This is a genomic window from Novosphingobium sp. ZW T3_23 (assembly GCF_044987305.1).
GTDB lineage: Bacteria > Pseudomonadota > Alphaproteobacteria > Sphingomonadales > Sphingomonadaceae > Novosphingobium.
Genome location: NZ_JBJDRF010000022.1, coordinates 51744 through 76610 on the forward strand (window position 1 = coordinate 51744; position 24867 = coordinate 76610).

The following is a 24867-nucleotide window of genomic DNA, read 5'->3' on the forward strand; positions in this document are numbered from 1 at the left end:
TTCCGGATTTCTGGTCGGCTTTGAAGGACGATAGCGCCGGGCGATCCGCGTGGACAGATGCGCGTCGGCTTATCAGGCGATTTTCGCCGTGCTCCCGTCCGTCCATCTCCGGCTTTTGCCTTTCCCTCCGGCATCGGAAATCAGCGACTGAAGATCCAGCAGGGCCCGGCCGGTCGCCATGCCGCCGTTGCAGGCGATGTAGCGCGGCTCCCAGCGCGGCGCGAACTTCTCCTTGTAGTTGCGCAGGCCCTCGAAGCCGTAGAACGCTTCCCCATGACGAAACAGCATCCCCGCCGCGCGCGCCCAGGTTGGCGCAAGGCGTCGCGCCTCGATGCCGGAAAGCGGCGCAAGGCCCAAGTTGAACCACGCATAGCCTTCCTGCGCGCCCCAGAGCATGAGCCGCGTGAACAGGAAGTCCATGCAGCCATAGGGCACTTCGGCGCGGTGACGCATCAGGTCCACCGAAAGCTCCTCGCGTCCCGCGGTCTTCCAGAGATTGGCGAAAGCGACGATCCGCCCCTCGCAGCGGACCACGGCCATATCGCAGCGGGCGATGTAGTCCTCTTCGAAACGACCGACGCTGAATGCCTTTTCGCGCTGTCCCTTGGCGTGCAGCCATTCGTCGGAGACGGAGCGCAGTTCCGCAAGCAGGGAAGGCACGCGGGAGGCGGCGACGATGGCGAATTCGGCGCCTTCCCGTTCGGCCCGGCGCAGGGCGTGGCGCAAGGGCCGGGCCGTGGGGCCTTCCAGGCCGAAGCGGGAGAGATCTACCCGCGCTTCCTCGCCGTATTTCATCAGTTGCAGGCCCATGTCGATGGCGATGGGCAGGACTTCGGGGGTCACCTGATAGAGCAGGACGCGCCCCTGGTTGGCGTCTGCCCGTTCGCGCAGTCGCCAGAGCAGTTCGGGCCAGTCGGCGGGGTCTCCCACCGGATCGCCCATGACGATCCAGGAATGACTTCGGACCTGGTACATCAGCATCGAGCGATTGTCGGGACCGGCAAGGAACAGCTTGTCGCCGGTAAGCGCCAGCATCGCTTCCGAGCGGGTGGCGCGGCGAAGCGCGGCCTCCACGTCCGGCGCCTGCTCGTCGGGCAGGGCCACGCGGCGGCAGGGACGCAGGAACGCCAGCAGGATGGCGGCTCCCATCAGCACCGCCACGGCAAAACTCGTGCGCAGATAGCGCGAGGCGTCTCCCGACCAGGCGAACTTCCACCACAGACTGCCACCATAGGCCGGGAACCTTTGGGCGAAGTAGCCGATCACGATGACGAGCGCGACGGTGGCGACCATGGCCAGGATCCAGTTGGCGCTCATCACGTCGCCGGTAAGCGCCGTGCGGCGCCAGAATCCCTTGCGCGCCGCCTGCAACATCGCGGCGACCGCCAGCAGGGTCAGCGCTTCCTCCCAGTCGAGCCCCTTGGCCAGCGAGAAGGCGGCACCGGCCAGCAGCAGCGCGCGGGTCAGCAGGAAGGCGGCATCGAGGCGGCGGTAGAGCGCGGGCGCGAGCAGCAGCAGCAGCGTGCCGACCAGGCTTGCGGCGATCTGGGATGCTTCGACGAAGGGCAGCGGCACCAGCCCGCGAATGTCCGCCATGCGTTCGGGCAGGGCAGGCGTGGCGCCGGACAGCAGCAGGATGCCGCCGCCCAGGAACACCAGCAGGGCGATCGCGCGTGGAGCGAGACTGATCATCATCGTCTCGCCCGCCTTCAGCGCCAGTGCGGCCGGTCGGCGCCAGCGGGCATGCTCATGGCGCAGGAACAGGATCGTCGCCAGCGCCAGCGGCAGGAGGTAGTAGACGATGCGGTAGACGAGCAGGGCGGCCACCAGTTCTCCGGCCGGAATCTGCGGGCACAGGGCGATGACGGTCGCTTCGAACACGCCGAGGCCGCCGGGAACGTGGCTGATCAGCGCGACCACGATGGCCAGCACATAGGCCAGCAGCAGCGGCGGATAGAGCGCGATCGGCGCGTGGGGGAGGAGGACGTAGAGCGTCCCGCAGGCGGCGGCGATGTCCGCCAGCGCCACCAGCGTCATGCCGGCCATCGCTTTGGGGCCGGGGCCAGGCCCGCGCCCAAGCCCGCGCCCAAGCCCGTGTGAGGCGATGAGCGCTACCGCGCCGAGCACGGCCACCAGCAGAGCGCCTGCGGCATGCTGGGCGCCGATGGAAAAGACGTGATCGGCCACGGCCAGCGGGCGGCGGTGAAGCAGCAGGGCGAGCGCGGCGGAAACGAGGACGCCGCTCCAGAACGTCACCCCGGCAATGCCGGTGACACGCGCCACTTCGCCTGCGGTCAGCCCCTTGGCGCCGTAGATCCGCAGCCGCGCGGCGCCGCCGGTCAGGATGCCGAAGCCCAGGTTGTGGCTGAAGGTATAGCTGGTGAACGAGGCGAGCGCGGCGGTCCTGTAGGGTTGCGGCCGTTCGATGGCGCGCAGGGCCATGACGTCGTAGATCGTCAGCAGCAGGTAGCTGGCCATTGTCAGGCCCAAGGCGACGGCGAGACGCCAGCACGGGATCTCGCCGGCCGTGCGGGCCAGGGCCTCCATGTTCACGGATATCGCCAGCCGGTGCAGGCAAAGCGCTGCGAGCGCCAGCACAAGCGCCGCAAGGCCGAGTTTCGCCGGAACTGCCAGCCTGCGGGCCAGCGGCTTGAGGCGGGCGATCGGCGTTGTCAGTGCCGGGTTCATGAGCGGCGCGTCCACGTCTGCGACTTGCAGATCAGGCCGTGGAGAATGCAGCCGCTGATCTTCAGATGGCCCGGATCGGTCTGGCGGATGCGGGAGAAGAAGCTCTCGCCCATGTCCGGCACGTAGACCTCGCCTTGCCAGGCGCCGTTGCCCTCGCGGTGATATTGGCGCAGCAACTGCGTGCCCACGAGATGCTCGACGCCGGCGTCAGCGGCGTCGGTCACGGCCTGGCCGCCTACCCAGGTCACCGTGCCGCAGAGCATCGTGCCGCAGGGGGCGATCGAGACTTCCACTTGCCCCCTTGGATTGAGCCAGCGACCGAAGGGGCTGGCGGGGAAGGTACTGGCCGGTTGGGCCGGAGCGGCGGCGGCAAGCGCGCCGATCAGCAGCGGCAGCATTGCCAGGCGCGCGGGGGAACGGGTCATGTCAGAGGCTCTGGTCGGGGGATGGCGTGATGGATGATGGCGCCCCGGATCGCGGCGAACAGCCGGTCGGCGTCCTTGTCCAGGTAATGGTCGCCGGGCAGGACGATGCGGGTGAGGCGCGGCAGGTGCAGGAGCGGGCAGAGGCTGTCCGGCTCGTCGTGGCCGCGAATGCAGACCACCGGCACCCAGTCCAGCTTGCGGGCGCTGGCGATCGCAGGGGCATCGGGCGGGGTTTCGTCGAGCCATTCGAGCGGCGAGACGCGCAGGAACACCGTGCGGGTGGGGACGGTCAGCACGACCAGCGCAACCCGGCGGCGAAGGTCTGCGGGCAGGTGCTCCAGACCGACATGGAGCATGTCGGAGCCGAAGGACTGGCCCAGCAGGACGACGCGGTCGGCATGGCCCAGCGCCATGGCACGTCGCAGGGCCTGCGCCAGCATGGCGGAAACCTCTTCCGGCGTGCGGCGCACCTTGAAGTAGTTGAGCGAGTTCACGCCCACCGTGGCGATGCCGTTATCGGCAAGACGGTGCGCGATCCCGCCGCCGAGCCCGGCGCGAAGGCCCATGTCGCCGGAGAGCAGGACGGCGGCGTAGCGGCCGCCCGCTTCCGTCCGGAGCACGGCGCCATGTGCGGGAAAATCCTCGAAGGGGGAGCTATTCCACGCCCCCAGCCAACCGAGCCAGACTGCGATCAGCGCCGCCACCGCGATGATGGCGGCGAACAACCTTGTCGACCCCCTTACCGACCGGCGTAACGACCGGGCGGGGCGATGCCTGCGGAATACTGCTCCTGTCATGATGCCGATGCTGGGCTCCGCCACCTTGCCTCCGGATGGACCCAAGATGGACTTTCCTTAATGTGACTTGGCGGCGCTCCGATGCGATAGTGCCGGCAAGGGTGTAGCTTGCCGCAGCTTCGTGTTGCGGCCTTGGATCGTGCCGCCTCATGTCCGTTTTTCCCCTCCTGCCAACATCGCCGTGCGTTCAGTCGTCCTCCTGCGGAGAAATCAGGCTTGAGCATGACTGAGGCGGATGAGCGCAAGCGTCGGCTGCCGGGCCTGTTGCCGATGCTGGGCGCGCTGCTGGCGGTGACCGGGGCGCTCACCTGGGGCGACATCTGGGCGCAGCGCCACTTCGGCCTGATCGGCCGGGCCCATCCGTCCCCGCAGGGGAACCCGTCTGGCGAGGATTGGCGGCAAGTGCTCGATTTTACTGCCGAGCCGGGGGCGGGACGGCTGTCCGGGCTGGTCGTTACCAGCGTGCGATCTCGTGGTTCCGCAGAGAAGGCCGGGCTGGCGGTGGGCGACCTGATCAGGAGCGCGGACGGCGCCGAGCCGCCGAGCCTTCGGGCGCTTGCGGAAGAGTTGTCTGGGCGCGGACAAGGCCCTATTCACCTGACGGTGGTTCACCGAGGCGCGGTCCGGACGATCGACCTCGCCCGTGGGCCGGGCCTGACAAGGCCGTGAAGCGATGTGAAAGGCCGGGCTGAACGATGGGTCACAAGTTGCTGGTGGTCGAGGATGACGAGGCCACGGCCAGCTACATCGCCAAGGGCATGGTCGAGGAAGGCTTCGTGGTCGATCGTGCCGCCACGGGGCGCGATGCGCTGTTCCTGGCCAGCGACGGCAGTTACGATGCCATCGTGCTGGACCGCATGATCCCGCAGATGGACGGCATGTCGGTGCTGGGCGCGCTGCGGGCGGGCGGTATCGAAACGCCGGTGCTCGTGCTGTCCGCGCTGGCATCGACCGAGGATCGCGTGGCCGGGCTTACTTCCGGCGCCGACGATTACCTGACGAAGCCTTTCGCCTTCGCGGAACTGCTCGCCCGCGTGCGCCTGCTGGTGAAGCGCGGCGGCGGGCAGGCCGCGGTGGAGACGCGGCTTTCCTGCGGCGATCTGGACATGGACCTGCTCGCCCGCAAGGTGCGGCGGGGCGGCCGCACCATCGACCTCCAGCCGCGCGAGTTCCGACTGCTCGAATACTTCCTGCGCCATGTCGATGAAGTGGTGACGCGCACCATGCTGCTGGAAGCCGTGTGGGACTACCACTTCGATCCCGGCACCAACGTCATCGACGTCCATGTCAGCCGCCTGCGCCGCAAGCTCGACGAGGAGGGCGCCGCCCCCCTGCTGCATACGGTGCGCGGGGCAGGCTATCGGCTGGGGCTCGCCGCTTGAGGATTGGAGTGCGGGCAGGCGCGCGGCTTTCGCGATTCCTGCGGTCTACGACGTTCCGGCTGTTCGTGCCGGTGGTGCTGTTCCAGCTTGTCGCCACGGGCGGGGTGCTGACGTTCGTATGGATCGCCGGCCAGCAGAGCGTGCGGGACGAACAGCGCGCGCTGGTGGAGGAACTGCGTGACGACCTGTTGGACACCTGGCAGGACGGAGGGAGCATCGCACTGCGGGCGAATATCGAGCGGCGACTGCGAAGCGAGGGGCGCCGGGCTCCGGTGTTGCTGCTGGCCGACCGCGAGGGGCGGGCGCTGGCGGGAAACCTCTCGGCACTGCCCCCGCCTGACGCGGGGGGTGGAAGCCTGTTCGAGACGGTGCTCTACCGCAGCGACAGCTCTCGGCCGCAGACCATGGCCCTGTCGCAAACGCGTCTTGCGGACGGATCCACCCTGCTTGCGGGGATCGAGATCGGGCGCGACCTCAAGCTCCAGCGCAGTTTCGAACAAGCGCTGCTCGCGGCCCTGCTGCTGGCGCTGCCGTTGACGATGCTGGTGGCGGTCCTCACGTCGCGCCTGGTCGGCCAGCGTGTCCATGACATGGCGCAGACCGCGCACCGGGTGGGCAGCGGCGTTCTCGACGCACGGGTGCCGCTCGACGGTTCCGGCGATGCCTTCGATGAACTCGCGGGCGAGATCAACGCCATGCTCGCGCGGATCGAGACGCTGGTGGGCGAACTCAGGGTGGTGGCCGAAGGGCTGGCGCACGACCTGCGATCGCCGGTCACGCGGCTGCGTTCGGCACTGGAGCAGGCGGCGCGGGAAGCCTCCGATCCGGCGGGCGAGGCCGCCATGCAGCGCGCGCTGACCGAGGCGGATACGCTCACCCGCATCCTCACCACCGCGCTTCAGATCGGCCGCGCGGAGGCGGGGATCGGGCGCGACGGGTTCGAGGAAACCGCGTTGGCGCCGTTCCTCGAAGACCTTGCCACGCTCTACGAGCCTTACGCCGAAGAGCAGGGCTTTGCCTTGACCGCCGAAGCACCGCAAGGCCTGTCGCTGCCGTTTCATCGCGAGTTGATGGGGCAGGCTTTGGGCAACCTCGTCGACAATGCGGTCAAGTACGCGACCGGCGGCAGCGCGATCGTGTTGTGCGCGGAAACTCGGGACGAAAATGTGGTGCTGGGCGTGCGGGACAACGGTCCGGGCATTCCCGAAACCCGGCGCGAAGCAGCACTGCAACGCTTCGGCCGCCTCGATCCGACACGGGCGACGGCGGGATCCGGGCTGGGCCTGGCGCTGGCGGAAGCGGTGGCGAAACTCCACGGCGGCCGGATCGAACTGGCCGACGCGCCGGACGGCGGGCTGGAAGTGAGGATGTTGCTCAGCCGGGGATGATGCCGATTGGCTGCTGAGATCTACCCGGTCCTCTGGAGCGGACTCCAGGTTGACCGTGCTGCTCCCGGATGCCAGTCTGCGTCGGGGTTCCAGGGAGCAAATATCATGCGCAGAGTGACCGTTCTCGCCGCGATTGCATCGTTTGCTGCATGTGCCGTTCCGGCCGTGGCACAGTATAGCAGCAATGGTTACGGGAACCGTCCAGCCGGGGCCGAGGGATTTTACCGCGAGAAGCGGGATCGCACCGTCTATTATCAATATGAGCGAAATCGCTACTGCGGCGTCCAGAACGAAGCGCAAATGAACATGCTCGGCAGCTTCAAAGATGTAAGGATAGTGGACCGCCTGCGCTTGAACGGCAGAAACACTGGCGGTTGTAGCTGGCCTAACGGGTTTTATCGTCGCGACAACGGCGCTGCGGTCTACCTGCTTGAAGGATACGGCAACGGACAGGACGGGGGCCGCATCTGTGAGATCGCCACCCCGCAACAACTACGCCAACTTGGCGGCAACAAACGCGTGAAAGTGGTTCCGGGCAATTCAAATCTTGAGGCAGGTAGGAGCCGGGTGCGACCTTGCTAAGTCGCTAGTTTCTGCGTTCACACTCGGGAAGTCTCCAATCCGCCATTCTCGGCATCTCGGATAAGAAGCTTGATTGTGAAGAGGTCGGTGGCTTTCGGCATTAGCGCGATGAAAGCGGCCTTTTCCGCCCCATTGGATCCTCGCGTATTGTCCGCATATTGTCGTCGTCCCGGACTTGATCCGGGACTGCAGGCAAGGCCACTCGAAGCCTGAAAGCAGCGCAACGCAGCAGTGGCCCATCGCAAGCTCTCGCCTCAAGAATACCTAGTGGTCCCGGATCAAGTCCGGGACGACGCGACCGGCGGCTTATCCGCATTCCTGCGCTGGAATGACATCAGCAGACGGAACGAAGCACACGGCGGATCTTTCCTAAGCGCTTTCCAGTTCCGGTTGCTCTGCTATTGCGCGCTGAACCGGGGCAGTGTTGACACGGCCGGTGCGTTCCAGTTTGCCCCAGCCGATGCCCTTACCGGCAAAGGCGGCGCTGACGGCGCGGATCACTACGCTGTACATGAGCTGGCGATAGACGAAGCGCTGGGCCAGTAGCAGCAGCGGGCGGAAACGCTCGCGGCGGGTGTCGAGGCGATAGGCGATCCAGCCGCAGGCGAGGTCCACAAGGGTGAAGGTCAGCCAATAGGCGCCCATGCGCAGCACGTCGGTCTGGGTTTGCGCCCAGCCGTGTTGCGAGACGCGCAGGGCCGTGCCCGCGATGGAAATCAGCAGGGCCAAGTCGATCGCGGGTGAGATGACCGCGAAGACGATCTGGAACAGCCAGGCCTGGGGCATGCCGATGAAGGCAAGGCCGGAGGGACGTCCCTTCGCCAGGACGCCGCGATGCTTCCACAGGCATTGGAGCGTGCCGAACGACCAGCGGAAGCGCTGCCGGGACAGCGCGCGGAAGCTCTCGGGCGCTTCGGTCCAGGCGACCGCGTCCTCGTCGTAGGCGATCTTCCAGCCCTTGCGCTGGATGGCGATGGTGAGATCCTGGTCCTCCGCCAGGGTGTCCTCGGGATAGCCGCCGACATCGTCGAGTGCTTCGCGGCGCCAGGCGCCGACCGCGCCGGGCACGACCATGATCGCGTCCAGCCGGGTGAGCGCGCGGCGTTCCAGGTTCTGCGCGGTGACATATTCCACGCCCTGCCAGCGGGTGACGAGGTTCACGCGGTTGCCCACTTTGGCATTGCCCGCCACCGCTCCGATGCCAGGATCGGTGAACCAGCGCACCAGCCGCGAGATGGTTTCGGCCTCGAACTGGGTGTCGGCATCGAGCGCCACGATCACGGTGCCGCGCGCATCCTGCAGGGCGCGGTTGAGTGCGGCGGCCTTGCCGCCGTTCACGAGGGTGAGCAGTTCGACATGGGCATCGTCCGCGAATGCTTCGGCAACGATGGCGCTCGTCCGGTCCTGCGATCCGTCGTCGGCCACGATGATCTGGAGATGGCGGTAGTCGCTTTCGAGCACGCGCCGCACCGAAGCCTCGATCACACGTGCCTCGTTGTAGGCGGGAATGATGACGGTGACGAGCGGATCGACCGTGTCCTGCGGCGCGGCCACAGGCTGCGGACGACGCAGCAGGCTGGCGAGCGAGGCCAGGCCGACCGAGCGCAGCACGCCCAGCGAGATTGCGAAGAAGAACGTCCAGTTGAGCGCCACCAGGATCGCCGCCAGTACCGCGAAAAGGGCGACGTCGGCTCGCACGGCGGCCAGGTCCACGCCTTCCACCTTGGGCATCACCGCGTCGTGCGAGAGACCGGCGAGCGTGGAAGCCGGCACGAAGGTATAGCCGTCCTGCTGCAGCCGCTCGATGATCACGGGCAGCGCGGCCACGGTCTGCGAACGATCGCCGCCGCCGTCGTGCAGCAGGATGACGTTTTCGGAGCGGTCGGCGGTGGCCGATTCCACCTGCGCGATCGTGCTGTCGATGATGTGCTGGACGCCGGGGCGCTTCCAGTCGTCCGGATCCACATGGAGGCCGACGACGGTGTAGCCGTGTTGCCGGGCAATGGCGGCGGGGACGAGTTCGTCCGCGGTGGTCGGCTCGGCGTCTCCGAAGTAGGGCGCGCGGAACAGGCGGATCGAGTGCCCGGTGGTGGCCTCGATCAGGCGCTGGGTGGCGTTGAGTTCCAGGCCGATGCCGGTGGCGGCCTCCTCCGCCATGTTCGGGTGGGTGTAGCTGTGGTTGCCGATCTCGTCGCCGTCATCGGCGATGCGCTTGACGAGATCGCGGTTGGTAAGCGCATTTTCGCCGACCATGAAGAAAGTGCCCGGCACATGGTATTGTTCGAGTATCGAGAGGATGCGCGGGGTCCAGGTCGGGTCGGGGCCGTCGTCGAAAGTCAGTGCCAGCTTCTTCGCCAGCGCGCCGGTGCGGTGCACGACATAGGGCGTGGGCAGGCGGTCATACTGCTCCGAGGCGACCATGCCGGTGGTCGGGTCGAAGGCGATCGCCCGGCTGCCGTCTTGCGGGGTGGCGGTTACGTCGAGGATCTCGCCCTGGCCCTCCACATCGACGTTGGAGGCTTGCACCAGATGGGTCAGGTTGGGCCGGGCTTGGGTTCGCCACGCCTTGAGCGTGTTCCAGAAGCCGGGGTCTTCGGAGCCGAGGCGCCAGAGCGCAATGTCGCCCACGCCGAGGCGCGACAGGATCCGCATCTGGTTCCAGCTTGCCGCCGCGTCCAGCATCCAGACGTCGTGGCGGTGGCCCTGCTCCTCGTAGGAATAGCCGGAATTGCCGCTGGGCCGGTCGTACTGCGGGGTGGCGCCGCTGTCGTGCGCGTCGAGCCAGGCTTCCTCGACGGTCCTGCTGTCGGCCTTGCCGTCGTGCCAGTTGTAGGCATACTCGCCCAGCGCGACGATCGCCTTGCCGCGAGGCAGGCCTGTCAGCGCATGGGCAAGCTTCTGGGCGAACCAGGGGTTCGAGGCGATCGGACCGGGGGTGCCGCCCTGCCAGTGCTCGTCGTAGGCCATCAGCACCAGCCGGTCGGCCACCGCGGCGAAGGAGCGGGTGGACCAGTCGGGGTTGTCGATCGGCATGGTGACCGAGACGATGCGGTGTTTCGGCGAGAGCTGCGTTCGAAGCTCGCTCAGGAACAGGCGCAGGTTCGGCAGGCTGGCGCCGGGCATGGTCTCGAAATCTACCATGACGCCGGCGTAACCGGTCTTGTCGAGATAGGCGGCAACCTGCCCTTCCAGCGTACGGCGGCGGGTGTGATCGGCGAGTTGCGCGGCGGTGGCCGCGCCTTGCCAGTCGCCCTCGACGGTGTTTTGCAGCACCGGTACCACAAGCGGGCGGTGCAGGGCCGTGGCCAGCAGGTGGTCGAGCCGGGCATCGTCCTCCACCTTGAGCGCGCCGTTCCGGTCCACCGACAAGGTGGCAGGGGCGACCCAGTCCAGCCGGTCGATATGGCGCTCCAGCGACGTTGCGCTGTCGTCGCTCCAGGGCGTGTAGAAGCCGACGGTGATCGGCCGGACACCGGGTGCGGGAGCAGGTACCACCGGTTTGCCGAAAAGCAGTTTCCGCGCGCGCCGCGTCAGATGGCCGATCTGCGCGCGGAACGGCAGCGGCGAGGCGTGCTCGTAGGCGATCGGCAGGGGCGGGGGCGCGGGTACGCTGGCGACGGTGGTCGCGAAGACGGCGCAGGCGGCGATCGCCAGCAGCAGCGCCAGGAACGACAGGCGGCGGACCCGGACGCGCCGGTTTCCGGTGGGATCGAAGAAAACGGGAGCTGCCACGGCGCGCCTCACGAAGTTTCCGGGCGACGTGGGGGACGCCGCCCGGAGACTCATTGGTCATTCGGAAGGTACGGCCCGGAAACCGGAGGCAATGACGAGGGTGCGAATGTCACATTCGGTTCCCGAGCCGCAGGGCCGTTCTAGCCCTGGCGGCATGGAGCCGGCGTGGAGGCAAGGTTACAAAAGATTCATGTTGGGGGCTCGGGGGCGGGGCGAGAGGAAGAGGAAGAGGAAGAGGAAGAGGAAGAGGAAGAAAGGCCGTCGTCCCGGACTTGATCCGGGACCGCTGGCAAGTCTTTAGGCGATAGCTCGCGAAAAAGCGCCCTGCCGGGAGTTGGGCTGGTCACGGCCAGCGGTCCCGGATCAAGTCCGGGACGACGTATAACGGGCGCTTAGAACCGCTTCTTCTCGGTGACGTCGATCTGCACCACGCGGCCGTCATGCACGGTCAGCGAAATTTGGCCGTAGCGCAGGTCCTGAAGCGCTTCGCGAACCTTGGCGAGGCTTTCCTCCAGGTTGCGGAGGGCGGGTGGAATATCCTGGGTCATCACTGGTCTCCGGCGCTGGAGAAGGTGCGGGCTCGCCTCGCGGCGATGATGACGGTTTCGCCGACGGCAGGCGGAGCCTGGTGGGAATCGACGTCGATCTCGATGATCGTCTCGCCGTCCGGAAGCCGGCCTTCCACGCGCCATGCGCCGCCCTTGCGGAAGACGTTGTCCACGATCAGGCGATCCTGCCCCGATCCCTGCGCTTCCGTCGCGATCTCGAAGTCGTGCGGGCGGATGTGGCGGCCGTCCGGCAGGCGGTTGGTCTCGCCCACGAAGTGAGACACGAAGGCCGTGGCCGGCTCCATGTAGACCTGTTCCGGGGTGCCGATCTGGTCGATGCGGCCATGGTCCATCACCACCACGCGGTCGGCCAGTTCCAGTGCCTCTTCCTGGTCGTGGGTGACGAAGATCGAGGTCAGCCCCATCTGCTTGTGCAGGTCGCGCAGCCAGCGGCGCAAGTCCTTGCGGACCTTGGCGTCGAGCGCGCCGAAGGGTTCGTCCAGCAGGAGCAGGCCGGGCTCGATCGCGAGCGCGCGGGCGAGCGCCACGCGCTGCCGCTGGCCGCCGGAGAGCTGGCCGGGATAGCGGTCACCCAGGCCTTCGAGCTGGACCACCCGCAGCAGTTCCTGCGCGCGGGCCTTGATCTCGGCCTTCGAGGGACGGAGCCTGGCCTTGCGCACGGTAAGGCCGAAGGCGATGTTGTCGGCCACGGTCATGTGGCGGAACAGCGCATATTGCTGGAACACGAAGCCCACGTTGCGCTTGCCGACGGGAATGTCCGAAACGTCGTCACCGTTGAAGTAGACGTGGCCTTCGTCCTGGAATTCCAGGCCGGCGATGATGCGCAGCAGCGTCGTCTTGCCGGAGCCGGACGGGCCGAGCAGGGCGATGAACTCACCCGGCTGGATTTCCAGGTCGATGCCGTGGAGCGCCGGGTAGTTGCCGAAGCGCTTGGTGATGTTTTCTACGCGGATCAATGTCTTGCTCCCGAGTGAAGGTCGAAGCGCCATTCGAGCACGGTCTTGAGGACGAGCGTGACGAGCGCGAGGGCGGCGAGCAGCGAGGCCACCGCGAAGGCGCCGACGAAATCGTATTCGTTGTAGAGGATCTCGACATGCAGCGGCATGGTGTTGGTCTCGCCCCGGATGTGGCCGGAAACGACCGAGACGGCGCCGAACTCGCCCATGGCGCGGGCATTGCAGAGCAATACGCCGTAGAGCAGGCCCCAGCGGATGTTCGGTAGGGTCACGTGCCAGAACGTCTGCCAGCCGCTGGCCCCCAGCGACACCGCCGCTTCCTCGTCGTCCTTGCCCTGCTCCATCATCAGCGGGATCAGCTCGCGCGCGACGAAGGGGAAAGTGATGAAGACCGTGGCCAGGATGATGCCCGGCACCGCGAAGATGATCTTCACGCCGTGTGCGGAAAGCCACGGTCCCAGCAGTCCCTGCGCGCCGAACAGGAGCACAAAGATCAGGCCGGACACCACGGGCGAGACGGAGAACGGCAGGTCGATCAGCGTCAGCAGCAGGTTCTTGCCGGGGAAGCTGAACTTGGTGATGGCCCAGCTGGCGGCAAGGCCGAAGACCATGTTCAGCGGCACGCTGATCGCCGCGATGATCAGGGTGAGGCGGATGGCCGAGAAGGCGTCCGGATTGGTCACGGCGCTCAGGAACAGGCCGAAGCCCTGCTTCAACGCCTCGCTGAACACGGCGATCAGCGGCAGCATCAGGAAGAAGGCCAGGAATGCGAGCGCCAGCCCTATCAGCAGGACTTGCGCGGTGCGGCTTTCGGTGCCGGGGTTGTGTCGTTTCATGCGCCCAGCCTCCGGCGACGGATGGACTGGAGCGCGTTCAGCGTGAACAGCACGGCGAAGGACACCAGCATCATGACCATGGCGATCGCGGTGGCGCCGTCGTAGTTGTATTGTTCGAGCTGCGTGACGATCAGCAGCGGCGCGATCTCGGTTCGGCCCGGCATGTTGCCGGAAATGAAGATCACCGATCCATACTCGCCCACCCCGCGCGCGAAGGCCAGCGCGAAGCCGGTGAACAGCGCCGGCAGGATCGCCGGGAAGATCACCCGCGCGAAAGTCTGCGCGCGGTTCGCGCCCAGCGTGGCGGCGGCTTCCTCCACGTCCTTGCCAAGGTCGGCCAGCACCGGCTCGACCGAGCGCACCACGAAGGGCAGGCCGATGAAGACCAGCGCAACGGTGATGCCGATCGGGGTGAAGGCCACCTTGATGCCCAATGGATCAAGGTACTGGCCGATCCAGCCGCTGGGCGCATAGAGCGCCGTCAGCGCGATGCCGGCGACCGCCGTGGGCAGGGCGAAAGGCAGGTCGACCAGGGCGGATATCACGCGCTTGCCGGGGAAGGCGTAGCGCACCAGCACCCAGGCGACCAGCAGCCCGAAGACGGCATTCACGAAGGCTGCGGCGATGGCGGTGCCGAAGCTCAGCCGATAGGCGGTGAGCGCGCGTTCGGAAAAGCCGACTTCGACGAAAGCCTGCCAGCCCATGCCGGCCGACTTGATGAACAGCATGGAGAGGGGGATCAGCACGATCAGGGAGAGCCAGGCCAGACTGAACCCGAAGGTCAGCCCGAAGCCCGGCAGAACGGAGGGCGCACGCCAACCGGCCTTGCGCGTCGTCATGGATGGCATCTGCAGTGGCCTGCTCGATCTTGGCGCGAAGCGCGGGGTTATTTCTTGGCGTAGATGCGGTCGAATACGCCGCCGTCATCGAAGTAGGTCTTCTGCGCCCGCGTCCAGCCGCCGAAATCCTCGTCGATGGTGGTGAGGTTCAGCTTCGGGAACTGGTTGGCGAACTGCTCGGCGATCTTGGGATCGCTGGGACGGTAGAAATTGCGGGCGATCGCGACCTGGGCCTCGGGCGTGTAGAGGTATTCGAGATAGGCCTTGGAGACCGCCTCGGTGCCGTGCTTCTTCGCGTTCGCAGCCACCACCGCAACCGGCGGTTCCGCGAGGATCGAGATGGAAGGCACGACGATCTCGAACTTGCCAGCGCCCAGCTTCTTCTCGGCCAGCAGCGCCTCGTTCTCCCAGGCGAGGAGAACGTCGCCGATGCCGCGTTCCACGAAGGTCGTGGTGGCGCCGCGCGCGCCGCTATCGAGCACCGGAACTTGCGCAAAGAGGCGCTTCACGTAAGTCTCAGCCGCCGCGTCGGAGCCTCCCGCCTTGCGGCCGTAGGCCCAGGCCGCCAGGAAGTTCCAGCGCGCGCCGCCGCTCGTCTTGGGGTTGGGGGTGATCACCTGCACGCCCGGCTTCACCAGGTCGTTCCAGTCGCGAATGCCCTTGGGATTGCCCTTGCGGACGAGGAACACGATGGTCGAGGTGTAAGGCGCGCTGTTGTCGGGCAGGGCCTTCTGCCAGTCCGCCGGGAGCAGCTTGGCCTTGTCGGCGATCACGTCGATGTCATAGGCGAGCGCCAGCGTGGCGACGTCGGCTTCCAGCCCGTCGATGATCGCGCGGCTCTGCTTGCCCGATCCGCCGTGGCTCATGCGGAAGGTCACGTCCTGGCCTGACTTCTTCTTCCAGTAAGCCGCGAAAGCGGGGTTCACGGCTTGATAGAGTTCGCGGGTCGGATCGTAGGAGACATTGGTGATCTCCACCGAGTTGCCGGACTTGCCGCCGGAGCAGCCCGCCAGCGAAACGGCCATGGCGCTGGCTGCGGCCATCGCAAGGAACAGGCGGCGGTGGAGTGTTCCGGCATTCATCGTATCATGTCTCCCGTGAGATGGCCCACGCCTAAACTCAATTCATTTGGTTGACATTAAATATGTCATTGCAAGGTGGCAAGGATACCTTTTGGCGGAGGTCGGCACCGCGCTTGACCTCGCCTTTTGGCTGCTTTTTCTCACTCCTTGGATGAGACGTGGCGGTGTGGGGGCGAGGATCGCCGCTCTATTCCGATAATTCAAGAGGCCAGGGCTCGGGCGCGGCCATGCGGAGGGCGCGCGCCGGATCTCAGGTCAGCGCGCTGCCGGCGATGGTGATGCGGTGCATCTCCCGGCGGTGGCCGTGATAGTCGTTGTAGGCATAGTGCCAGGTGGCGCGGTTGTCCCAGAAGGCGATCGAACCGTCGCGCCAGTGGAAATCCTCCTGGAACTCCGGACTGCGGCAATGGGCGTAGATTTCTTCCAGCAAAGTGCGCGATGCCTCTTCGGGCAATCCCTGGATATGCAGGGTGAAGCTGGGATTGACGTAGATCGCCCGCTTCCCGCTGAGAGGATGTGTGATGATCACGGGATGCACCGGGTCGTCGAGCAGGTCGGCCGCCGCGGCATTGCCGATCCGTCCATCGCTGCGCGTGTCCTGCACTGCTTCGTAGACGGCCGCCTTGCTGCCGAAGACATGGCGCGCGGAGTGAACGGCATACCGCCCCTCGATCCGGCTCCTCAAGTTTTCCGGCAGGCCATCGTAGGCTGCGTACATGGATGCGAAGGCCGTTGCGCCACCTTGCGGCGGCAAGGCGCGTGCCACCAGAATGGAACCGAGGGCCGGTTCGAAGTCGTAGGAATGATCGGTATGCCAGCCGCCGCCGATATTATGCTGCTGCTCGCGCTCCTTCACCACCAGGGCGATCTCGGGATGAACCGGATGCGCGGCGAAGAAGCGGTTGATGTTGATCGTGCCCCATTCACGGGCGAATTCGATGTGCTGCTGCTCGGTGATGGACTGGTCGCGGAAGAAGATGACTCCGTGCTCGGCGAAGGCGGCTCGGACCTGGGCCAGAGCTTCTGGCTGCAAGGGCCGCGACAGGTCTACGCCCAGGATTTCAGCGCCCACGCGCCCATGCTTGCGGATCTCGATCGCCATCCATCTATCTCCTGCAGATGCCCTGTTTTCAATTTCAACCTATTTGGTTGAGTTTGGGCGGTCAATCGGTTGGGCAGGCTGCGGCCCAGAACATAAATTACTGGCGATGAAACCCGAACTTTGCGGAAACGAGCTTCAGCGGGCGTGCCGGTGCACATCAGGCCGACATGTCAACAATGCATCTTCTGGCGACTTCTCTGGGTTCTGGGCCACGCGCAACGCACCAGCGATCAATGGTTACGGCGTATCCAGGTTTACTGGACCCAATCTCAAACCCGAAATAATGCATTATCCATCTTGATGCACACGCGGCGAGGGGTGGCCCTTGCCCGCCGGGAAAGGGATTTCGACAGACATGGCTACCATCACCAGTGAAAAGGAAGTCGGCGCCGCACCGGCAGAGGGCAAGATCACGCCCGAGGCGATCAAGGCGGCCGAGAACATGATCGGCATGCAGCTTCGCCCCGAAGGTCCGTACCTTCAGGACGCGACCGAGGACACGATCCGCAACTTCTGCAATGGCATCGGCGATCTCAATCCGCTCTATCGCGATCTCGAAGTCGGCCGCCTGACGCGCCATGGCTCGATGCTGGCACATCCCAACTTCCCGATGGCATTCGGTTGGGTCGGCCGCACGCGCTGGGGCCTGCCGGGCGTCCACGGTTTCTACGCCGGGAACGATTGGGAGATGTTCCGTCACATCCGCCCCGGTGACCGCATAAACGCGATCGAGCGCGTGGTCGGCGTCGACGTGAAGGAAAGCCAGTTCTCCGGTACCCTCGTCCTCCAGTATGTCGAGGCCAGCTACTATAACCAGCGCGGCGAACTGGTTGCCCGTGCGCTTGGCACTTGCACCCGCCACGAGCGCAAGGCCGCGCGTGAGGCCGGCAAGTACGCCGACATCAAGACCCACGAATATACGCCTGAGGAATTCGAGAAGATCGACAACGCGATCCTCGACGAAGAAAAGAACATTCGCGGCGGCAATGTGCGCTACTGGGAAGAAGTGCAGGAAGGCGAAGTGTTGCCGGAAATCGTGCGCGGTCCGCTCAGCCTGATGGACACCATGGGTTTCCTGGTCGGTTGCGGTCGTGGCCACACGCACGGCGTGATCTTCAAGAACGCCGTGAAGCACCCCGGCCACTTCTTCCGTAACCCCGAAGCGGGCGGCGGCATCGAATATACCGGCATCGGCCACCACCGCGAATCCACCGCCAAGGAGGTGGGCGTGCCCGGCGTGTACGATTACGGTCCGCAGCGTTCGGCCTGGATGGCATCGCTCATCACCAACTGGATGGGCGACGCCGGCTTCCTGAAGCGCATCCGAACCCGCATGAGCCGCTTCAACACGATGGGCGATTGCACCTGGGCGCGCGGCACCGTGACGCGCAAGTACATGAAGGATGGCTTCGCCCTGGTCGATATCGAGATCAAGGGTGAGAACCAGCGCGGCGAACTGACCACGCCGGGGCTGGCGACGGTGGTGCTGCCTTCGCTCGATCCGCAGACCAAGGTCTTCGTCGACGGCTCGGGTCTCGATCTCGAACTGCCGGTGGTTCGCTGATCTCAGCGGGGGCACTGGCGGTGGGAACTCCTCCTCTCGATGGCTTGCGGGTCGCCGTCCACGCTTCGGGCGTGGCGGCGGCCTACGCGGCGCGCCTGCTGGGCGTGCAGGGGGCCGAGGTGATCTTCGTCGAACCGCCATGCGGTTCGGCCTTGCGCGGGGAACCTCCATTCCTTGCGCAAGGAGAGGGAGCGAAGCCCACCTCGGCCCTGTTCGCCTATCTGGCGGCGGGCGCCCGCAGCATGACTTGCGATCTGGCGACAGGCGACGGTCAGGCCGCGCTCGGTGCCCTGCTGAGCGAATGCGACATCTTTATCGACGATTCCCCGCGTGCGGGGCGCCGGAATCCAAACCCGGGCCTCAGCCTTGACGAAGCGGCGCTTTCCGCGCGCCATCCGCAGCTCGTCCACGTCTCGGTCCTGCCCTTTGGCGCGTATGGCCCCAAGGCCGACTGGCAGGCGAGCGAGATCACCGTCCAGCACGCCTCGGGCGAGGGTAACCTGCTCCCCAACGGGCTTTCGGTGGAGCTTTTCCCGGACCGCGCGCCGGTGAAGATCGCCGGGCATTTTGCCGAGATGCAAGGCGGCATCGCCGCTGCGCTGGGCGCGCTTTCCGCGCTCTGGGTGCGGGACGAGGTGGGCGGCCAGTTCGTGGACATCGCCAGCCAGGATGCCGCGCTGGCGGTGGGGGCTTTCGCGATCCAGCGGCTCGGCGACGGATCCATCGAGCACCGCGTGGAGCGCTCCTTCCGCTATGGCGGCGTGATCCCCTGTGTGGACGGCCATGTCGAATTGCTGACGCTGGAACAGCGGCAGTGGGATGGGCTGGTCAAGCTGCTGGGCAGCCCGCAATGGGCGCTCGATCCGGCATTGGCGGACAGCCTTGAACGCAGCCGGCGCGGGCCGGAGATCAACCGTCACATTCGCGAATGGGCGATCGTGCGCAAGGTGGACGACATCGTGGCCGAGGGGCAGCGGCTTTCCGTGCCGATCGGCCGCTACAAGACGCCGGTCGATATCCTGCACGGGGCGCAGGAGCATCATCGCGGACTGTTCCAGCCCGTCCCGATTTCGGAAATCGGCTTGGTGAACATGCTGGTCTCGCCCGTCCACGTCGATGGCGCGCCGCTCTCCTTGCGCGGCGGGCCGCCTGAACTGGGTGAAATGAACAAGGTAGGTGCGGAGGTGCTGTCATGACGCTTCCCTTGAAGGGTATCCGCATCGCCGACTTTACCGTGCACAACGCCGGGCCGTTCTGCACGCAGCTGCTCTCGCAGCTTGGCGCCGAAGTGGTGAAGGTGGAGAGCGCGATGCGCCTCGATGCCTTCCGCAAGCCGCACCCGGTCTACGGCCGGATGGGGCCCGCTACGTTCGATCAGGTCGCCTCCAACAAGCTCTCCGTGCGCATCAACCTGAAGAAAGCGGAGGGCGCGGCCTTGGCCAAGCGGCTCGTTGCCGTGTCCGACATTGCGGCGGAAAGCTTTCGCCCCGGCGTGATGGACCGGTTGGGGCTGGGCTTTGCTGCGTTGCAGGCGGTGCGCCGGGATCTGGTGATGCTGTCGGTCTCCTCCTCCGGACAGACCGGGCCGGACAGCCACTTTGCCGGCTATGCTCCGCTGTTCGGGGCCTGGGGCGGGCTGGGCGAATTGACCGGCTATGAGGACGGGCCGCCGGTGGAGATGCGGCACGTGATGGACCACACCGTCGGCATGAACGCCGCCGTAGCCGTGATGGCCGCGCTGCACCGCCGCCGGGCGACGGGCGAGGGCGGGCATGTGGACGTGGCCGCACGGGAAGTCGCCGCTTCGCTGATAGGCGAGGCACTGTTGCTGGCCGCCGCCGGAGGAGAGACCCGGCGCGCCGGCAACGACCATCCGCGCATGGCCCCGCACGGCGTCTATCCCTCGGCCGGGGAGGATCGCTGGATCGCGGTCGCGGTGGAAAGCGACGCGCAGTGGCAGGCGTTTCGCGGTGTGACCGGGATCGCGGCGGAGGCCCGCTTTGCGCGGGAGGCGGATCGTCATGCCCATCGGCGCGAACTGGATGCGCTGGTTTCAGCGTGGACGGCAACGCTCCCAGCAGAGGATGCAGCGCAGCGCCTGCAGGCGGTGGGCGTCGCTGCCCATGCCTCCTGGACGACGCTGGAGATCGCCGCCGATCCGCACTTGCGGGCGCGGGGCGCCATTGTCGAAGTTACCGAGCCGGACGGCAAGCGCCGCGCCGCCGTGGGCGTGCCGATGCGGCTTTCGAAGGGCGCGGAGATCGGCATCACGCGCGGCACACCTGCGCTCGGCGAGCATGAGGACTATGTCTACGGCGAACTGCTGGGCATGGGCCGCGATGAGCGCAAGGCGCTGGAAGAGGCCGAAGTTATCTGGTGAGATGGGCGCGAAGTACCTCGAGATATAAGAAGGACTTTGGGAAAGATGACTGAGACGGCACCGATCCTGGGCTTCATCGGCCTTGGCGTGATGGGCAGCGGCATGTGCGCCAACGCGGTCCGCAAGCACGCCGCGCCGCTCCATGCCTTCGACATGAATGCGGAAGCGCTGGCCGTGCAGGTTGCGGGCGGAGCCGTGGCGGCGGGATCGGTGGCGGCTGTCGCCAAGGCCGCGAAAGTGATCTTCCTCTCGCTGCCCGGCGGCAAGCAGGTTCGCGCGGTGTGCGAGGAGATTGCCGAGCATGGTTCGGCCGGCTCCACCGTGATCGACCTTTCCACCACCAGCGTGGCCGAAGCGCGCGAGGTGGCGCAGCTTCTTTCCGCAAAGGGCATCGCCTTCGCCGACGCCCCGGTGGCGCGCACTCGGCAGGCGGCGATCGACGGCACGCTCTCTATCATGGTCGGCGCGGGGGAGGAACTCTACGCGCGGATCGAGCCGCTGCTGCGCTATATGGGATCGGACGTCACCCACTGCGGCGAAGTGGGCTGCGGGCAAGTGGTGAAGCTGATCAACAACACCCTGCTGTTCGAACAAGTCGCCGCGCTGGCCGAGATGTTCGTGGTGGCGGAACGCGCGGGCGTTGCCCCGGCCAAGCTGGTGGAGGCGGTTTCGCTCGGCTCCGGAGACAGCTTTGCCCTGCGCAACCACGGGCTGAAGGCGATGGTGCCGCGCCAGTTTCCGGAAAAGGCTTTTCCCGCGCCTTATGCGCTGAAGGATCTGGGCTACACCATCGAACTGGCCGAGCAGATGGGCGTGGAACCGCGCCTGCCGCGTCTGGCTGCCGAGTACTACCAGGCGGCAGTCGATGCCGGAATCGGACAGTCCTATTTCCCCGCGATCATCCAGGTCGTCGATCCGCGCTGAGCAGGAGAGCCTCATGGAACTGCGCAAGCTGGAATACCGCGTCGTCACCGATGGCTTGATCTTCCCCGAAGGCCCCATCGCCATGGCCGATGGATCGGTGCTGGTGGTGGAGATCAAGGGCGCCCGCCTGATCCGCGTGCAGCCGGATGGTACCAAGCACGTCGTGGCGCATCTGGGCGGCGGGCCGAATGGCGCGGCAATCGGGCCGGACGGGGCCTGCTATGTCGCCAACAACGGCGGCTTCCACTGGATCAGCGAGGATATCCAGGGCGTGAAGGGCTACAACCGTCCCCACGGCCGGGCGGCGGACTACACCGGCGGCGGCATCCAGCGGGTGGACCTCGATACCGGCGAAGTGACCACGCTCTACACCCATTGCGACGGCGTGCAGATCAACGGCCCGAACGACATCGTGTTCGATGCGGCCGGGGACATGTGGTTCACCGATCACGGCAAGACCTACGACCGCGTGATGGACTGCGGCGTGGTCTATCACGCGGCGGCGGACGGTTCGTGGATCCGACAGGCGGCGTTTCCGCTGGTGACGCCCAACGGCTGCGGCCTCTCTCCGGACGAGAAGACGCTCTATGTCTCCGAAACCGAGACGGGGCGGCTGTGGCAATGGCCGATCATGGGACGCGGAGAGTTAGCGAAAGTCGCTTGGCCCTCGCCCAATGGCGGGACGATGCTGGGGCAAGCGACCAGCTATCAGCGCTTCGATTCCATGGCTGTGGAAGCCAATGGCAACATCTGCGTGGCGACGCTGGTGACTGGCGGCATCACCGTGTTCTCTCCGGAGGGGGAGAAGCTCGAATACTGGCAGGGGCCGGAGCCCTATTGCACCAACATCTGTTTCGGCGGCCCGGACATGAAGACGGCGTGGATCACCGTATCCGGCCACGGCCTGCTGATCGCCGTCGACTGGCCGCGTGCCGGCCTGCCTCTCCTTCACCAAAGGACGTAAATCGTGAGCGAATTTGAAGACTGGATCGGCCGCAGCCAGAGCGTGACGGACGTGCTGGAACCCGCGCGCAGCAATGCGCTCGACGTGGCGCTGGGCGGCGACGGTGCTGGCAAGACCGGCGACCCGCTGCCGTTGCTGCACCACTGGCTCTACTTCTGGGATGTGAAGCCGCCGCAGGGCCTTGGGTTGGACGGGCACCCGGCGAAGGGTGGTTTCCTGCCGCCCGTGCCGCTGCCGCGCCGCATGTGGGCGGGCGGTCGCGTGACTTTCGTGAAGCCGCTGCTGCTGGGGCAGACCGTCACCAAGACCTCCACGATAATCGCGATCAAGGAAAAGACTGGCAGCACCGGCCGCCTCGTCTTCGTGACGGTGCGTCATGATCTGGACGCAGGGGGCGGCGTTGCGGTGAGCGATGAACAGGATTTGGTCTACCGCGAACCTGCGTCGGCTATGCTGCCCGCGCCGGTTGCCGGGCCAGCGCCCGATGCGGCGTGGCGGGAGGAAGTGAGCCCCGATCCGATGCTGCTGTTCCGCTATTCGGCGCTGACCATGAACGGCCACCGCATCCATTACGACCGGCCCTACGCGATGGAGGAGGAGGCCTATCCCGGCCTTGTCGTCCACGGCCCGCTTCAGGCGACGCTGCTGTGCTCTCTCGCCGCGCGCAATCTGGATGCGCCGGTCACCGGCTTCGATTTCCGGGGGCAGCAGCCCGCTTTCGACGGCGTGCCGCTGCATGTTTGCGGCCAGGCGACCGAGGATGGCGCTGAGGTCTGGACCCAGCAGGGTGGGGGCAAGAACATGGTCGCCACCGTGCGCACATCCGTGCTCGTAGGGAACTGAGAATGACCGAGACTTACGGCCTCTTCATCGACGGCAAGTGGCGCCCCGCTTCGGACGGCGGCACGCTTCCGGCGATCAATCCCTACGACCAGTCGATCCATGCCCATATCGCCGTCGCCACGGCCGGGGACGTGGAGGATGCGATCTCCGCCGCCCGCCGCGCTTTCGATACCGTGTGGAGCAAGACCACGCCGAGTGAGCGCGCGAAGCTGCTGAACAAAGTGGCGGACCTTTTGGATGCCGATGCCGACCGCATGGCGCTGCTGGAGACTACCGACAACGGCAAGGTCATCCGCGAAACGCACAATCAGATGGGCTATGCCGCGCGCATCTTCCGCTATTACGCAGGCTGGGTGGACAAGATGCACGGCGATGTCGTGCCGCTGGACCAGAAGGACACGCTCGATTTCGCGATCCGCGTGCCGTTCGGCGTGGTGGCGGCGATCACCGCGTGGAATTCGCCCGTCGCGATCCTGACCAACACGCTTCCCGCCGCGCTGGCGGCGGGCAACTGCGTGATCCTGAAGCCCAGCGAACATGCCTCCACCACGACGCTGGAAGTGGCGAAGATGTGCGAGAAGGCGGGCTTTCCCGCCGGTGTCGTGCAAGTCGTCACCGGCGCAGGCGACGTTGGCCGCGTGCTGACCGAGAGCAAGCGGGTGGACAAGATCAGCTTCACCGGCAGCCCCGGCGTCGGCCGCATGATCGCGCAGGCGGCGGGTGCGAACCTGAAGCCGGTAACGATGGAACTGGGCGGCAAGTCACCCAACATCGTGTTCGACGACGCCGATTTCGACCGTGCGCTGATCGGCGCGCTTGCGGGCATCTTCGGCGCGACCGGCCAGACCTGCATCGCCGGATCGCGCCTCTTGGTACAGCGCGGCGTCTATGACCGGATGGTAGAAGGTCTGGCCGCGCGGGCGAAGATGATCCGCATGGGCGATCCGCGCCTGCCCGAAACCGAGATGGGCACCGCCGCCAACCAGCCGCAGTTCGAAAAGATCCTCTCCTTCATCGAAGCCGCAAGGGGCGACGGCGCACGCCTTGTCGCGGGGGGCGGCCGGGCGGATGGTCCGGGGCTGGAAAAGGGCTTCTTCATCGAACCCACCATCTTCGCCGACGTGCGCAACGACATGAAAGTCGCGGCCGAGGAAATTTTCGGCCCGGTGCTCTCGATCATCCCCTTCGAGGACGAAGAGGAGGCGGTGCAGATCGCCAACGACACGCCCTACGGCCTCGCGAGCGGCGTCTGGTCGGAAAACATCAGCCGCTGCCTGCGCATGATGCGCGCGATTCAGTCAGGTGTGGTCTGGGTCAACACCTACCGTGTGGCGGCCCCGCAGGCACCGTTCGGCGGGATGAAGGACTCCGGCTTCGGACGCGTCCGCGGTGAGGCGGGGATCCAGGAGTTCACGCAGACCAAAAACGTCTTCATCGATTTTTCAGGCGACCGTCGCGATCCCTTCTCGATGAAGTTCTAGGCGCTCATACTTTTCCACAAGGAGCCGGGGCGGTGTGGAAAACTTTCTATAAAAACGGTTTGACCGAATCGTGGGTGGGACTTAGAGGGCCTCTCACCGCAGCGGAGCAGACGCTCTTGCAGTGGTCGCCAAGACATTACGGGCAACATGCTCCCCAATCGCAAGAAGCGGGGATGACTGGTTGTCCGGGTTTTTTGTCTTGTGGGTCTTTGACATTGTAGGTTTTAGATGAAGGGACATGTGGGCGACGGCGCCTGCTCCCGGGGCTTCAGGGCTCGGGGTGGCAGTAGATAGTCGTTACCTTAACATGTCCTTACGTAACCATACGTTTAG

General features: G+C 66.2%; 21 protein-coding genes. 11 read left to right on the plus strand and 10 right to left on the minus strand.

The window, feature by feature from the left end:
* Positions 1 to 72 precede the first annotated feature (72 nt).
* From mprF to ACI3K3_RS13000, 3 genes are read right to left on the minus strand one after another with little or no spacing between them, the layout of a single operon-like run.
* The gene (gene mprF / locus ACI3K3_RS12990) at positions 73 to 2703 is read right to left on the minus strand and encodes a bifunctional lysylphosphatidylglycerol flippase/synthetase MprF (RefSeq protein ID WP_404914291.1); all 2631 of its coding nucleotides are present in this window, start codon (positions 2701 to 2703) and stop codon (positions 73 to 75) included.
* Positions 2685 to 3113 carry a DUF2147 domain-containing protein gene (locus ACI3K3_RS12995; protein WP_404914293.1) on the minus strand — a complete coding sequence of 143 codons (429 nt, stop codon included), beginning with the start codon at positions 3111 to 3113 and terminating at the stop codon, positions 2685 to 2687. The genes mprF and ACI3K3_RS12995 overlap by 19 nt, the downstream gene beginning before the upstream one ends.
* A complete protein-coding gene (locus tag ACI3K3_RS13000) occupies positions 3110 to 3838 on the minus strand; it encodes an AcvB/VirJ family lysyl-phosphatidylglycerol hydrolase (protein WP_404914295.1) in 729 nt (242 codons plus the stop codon). The genes ACI3K3_RS12995 and ACI3K3_RS13000 overlap by 4 nt, the downstream gene beginning before the upstream one ends.
* 294 nt (positions 3839 to 4132) lie before the next feature.
* On the opposite strand from ACI3K3_RS13000, the gene ACI3K3_RS13005 reads away from it, so the two are divergent.
* The 4 genes from ACI3K3_RS13005 to ACI3K3_RS13020 all read left to right on the plus strand — a co-directional run bounded on the left by ACI3K3_RS13005 (position 4133) and on the right by ACI3K3_RS13020 (position 7262).
* The gene (locus ACI3K3_RS13005; protein WP_404914330.1) at positions 4133 to 4579 is read left to right on the plus strand and encodes a PDZ domain-containing protein; all 447 of its coding nucleotides are present in this window, start codon (positions 4133 to 4135) and stop codon (positions 4577 to 4579) included.
* A gap of 26 nt (positions 4580 to 4605) precedes the next feature.
* On the plus strand, positions 4606 to 5292 hold the full coding sequence (locus ACI3K3_RS13010; RefSeq protein WP_404914297.1) for a winged helix-turn-helix domain-containing protein: 687 nt from the start codon (positions 4606 to 4608) through the stop codon (positions 5290 to 5292).
* Positions 5289 to 6680: a sensor histidine kinase gene (locus tag ACI3K3_RS13015; RefSeq protein WP_404914299.1), complete on the plus strand. Its 1392-nt coding sequence runs from the start codon at positions 5289 to 5291 to the stop codon at positions 6678 to 6680. The genes ACI3K3_RS13010 and ACI3K3_RS13015 overlap by 4 nt, the downstream gene beginning before the upstream one ends.
* Positions 6681 to 6785: 105 nt before the next feature.
* On the plus strand, positions 6786 to 7262 hold the full coding sequence (locus ACI3K3_RS13020; RefSeq protein WP_404914301.1) for a hypothetical protein: 477 nt from the start codon (positions 6786 to 6788) through the stop codon (positions 7260 to 7262).
* A 369-nt stretch (positions 7263 to 7631) separates the two neighbouring features.
* Here the strand turns inward: ACI3K3_RS13020 and ACI3K3_RS13025 are convergent, their stop codons facing one another.
* The 7 genes from ACI3K3_RS13025 to ACI3K3_RS13055 form a co-directional block, all read right to left on the minus strand.
* Positions 7632 to 10994 (minus strand): glycosyltransferase, encoded by a 3363-nt coding sequence (locus ACI3K3_RS13025; protein ID WP_404914303.1) that lies wholly within the window; start codon positions 10992 to 10994, stop codon positions 7632 to 7634.
* Positions 10995 to 11386: 392 nt separating this feature from the next.
* Positions 11387 to 11542: a YezD family protein gene (locus tag ACI3K3_RS13030; RefSeq protein WP_404914305.1), complete on the minus strand. Its 156-nt coding sequence runs from the start codon at positions 11540 to 11542 to the stop codon at positions 11387 to 11389.
* A complete protein-coding gene (locus ACI3K3_RS13035) occupies positions 11542 to 12519 on the minus strand; it encodes a sulfate/molybdate ABC transporter ATP-binding protein (RefSeq protein ID WP_404914306.1) in 978 nt (325 codons plus the stop codon). The genes ACI3K3_RS13030 and ACI3K3_RS13035 overlap by 1 nt, the downstream gene beginning before the upstream one ends.
* Entirely contained in the window at positions 12516 to 13355 is an 840-nt protein-coding gene (cysW, locus tag ACI3K3_RS13040; protein ID WP_404914308.1) for a sulfate ABC transporter permease subunit CysW, read from the minus strand. Before cysW ends, ACI3K3_RS13035 begins: the two co-directional genes overlap by 4 nt.
* Complete coding sequence (gene cysT, locus ACI3K3_RS13045; protein WP_404914310.1) at positions 13352 to 14194, minus strand: sulfate ABC transporter permease subunit CysT; 843 nt, start codon at positions 14192 to 14194, stop codon at positions 13352 to 13354. The genes cysW and cysT overlap by 4 nt, the downstream gene beginning before the upstream one ends.
* A gap of 47 nt (positions 14195 to 14241) precedes the next feature.
* The gene (locus ACI3K3_RS13050) at positions 14242 to 15276 is read right to left on the minus strand and encodes a sulfate ABC transporter substrate-binding protein (protein ID WP_404914312.1); all 1035 of its coding nucleotides are present in this window, start codon (positions 15274 to 15276) and stop codon (positions 14242 to 14244) included.
* Between the two features lie 250 nt (positions 15277 to 15526).
* The gene (locus ACI3K3_RS13055; protein WP_404914314.1) at positions 15527 to 16378 is read right to left on the minus strand and encodes a TauD/TfdA dioxygenase family protein; all 852 of its coding nucleotides are present in this window, start codon (positions 16376 to 16378) and stop codon (positions 15527 to 15529) included.
* A 355-nt stretch (positions 16379 to 16733) separates the two neighbouring features.
* Here ACI3K3_RS13055 and ACI3K3_RS13060 point away from each other — a divergent pair, with 355 nt between their 5' ends.
* The 7 genes from ACI3K3_RS13060 to ACI3K3_RS13090 are packed head-to-tail and all read left to right on the plus strand — an operon-like array spanning position 16734 to position 24534.
* Positions 16734 to 17942 (plus strand): MaoC family dehydratase N-terminal domain-containing protein, encoded by a 1209-nt coding sequence (locus tag ACI3K3_RS13060; RefSeq protein WP_404914316.1) that lies wholly within the window; start codon positions 16734 to 16736, stop codon positions 17940 to 17942.
* 20 nt (positions 17943 to 17962) lie between these two features.
* Positions 17963 to 19138 (plus strand): CoA transferase, encoded by a 1176-nt coding sequence (locus tag ACI3K3_RS13065; protein ID WP_404914318.1) that lies wholly within the window; start codon positions 17963 to 17965, stop codon positions 19136 to 19138.
* The gene (locus ACI3K3_RS13070; RefSeq protein WP_404914320.1) at positions 19135 to 20322 is read left to right on the plus strand and encodes a CaiB/BaiF CoA transferase family protein; all 1188 of its coding nucleotides are present in this window, start codon (positions 19135 to 19137) and stop codon (positions 20320 to 20322) included. The genes ACI3K3_RS13065 and ACI3K3_RS13070 overlap by 4 nt, the downstream gene beginning before the upstream one ends.
* Before the next feature lie 45 nt (positions 20323 to 20367).
* On the plus strand, positions 20368 to 21246 hold the full coding sequence (locus ACI3K3_RS13075) for an NAD(P)-dependent oxidoreductase (RefSeq protein ID WP_404914322.1): 879 nt from the start codon (positions 20368 to 20370) through the stop codon (positions 21244 to 21246).
* 13 nt (positions 21247 to 21259) lie between these two features.
* Positions 21260 to 22210: an SMP-30/gluconolactonase/LRE family protein gene (locus tag ACI3K3_RS13080; protein WP_404914324.1), complete on the plus strand. Its 951-nt coding sequence runs from the start codon at positions 21260 to 21262 to the stop codon at positions 22208 to 22210.
* A 3-nt stretch (positions 22211 to 22213) separates the two neighbouring features.
* Positions 22214 to 23053 carry a MaoC family dehydratase N-terminal domain-containing protein gene (locus tag ACI3K3_RS13085; protein ID WP_404914326.1) on the plus strand — a complete coding sequence of 280 codons (840 nt, stop codon included), beginning with the start codon at positions 22214 to 22216 and terminating at the stop codon, positions 23051 to 23053.
* Positions 23054 to 23055: 2 nt separating this feature from the next.
* Entirely contained in the window at positions 23056 to 24534 is a 1479-nt protein-coding gene (locus tag ACI3K3_RS13090; RefSeq protein WP_404914328.1) for an aldehyde dehydrogenase, read from the plus strand.
* Positions 24535 to 24867: the final 333 nt, after the last annotated feature.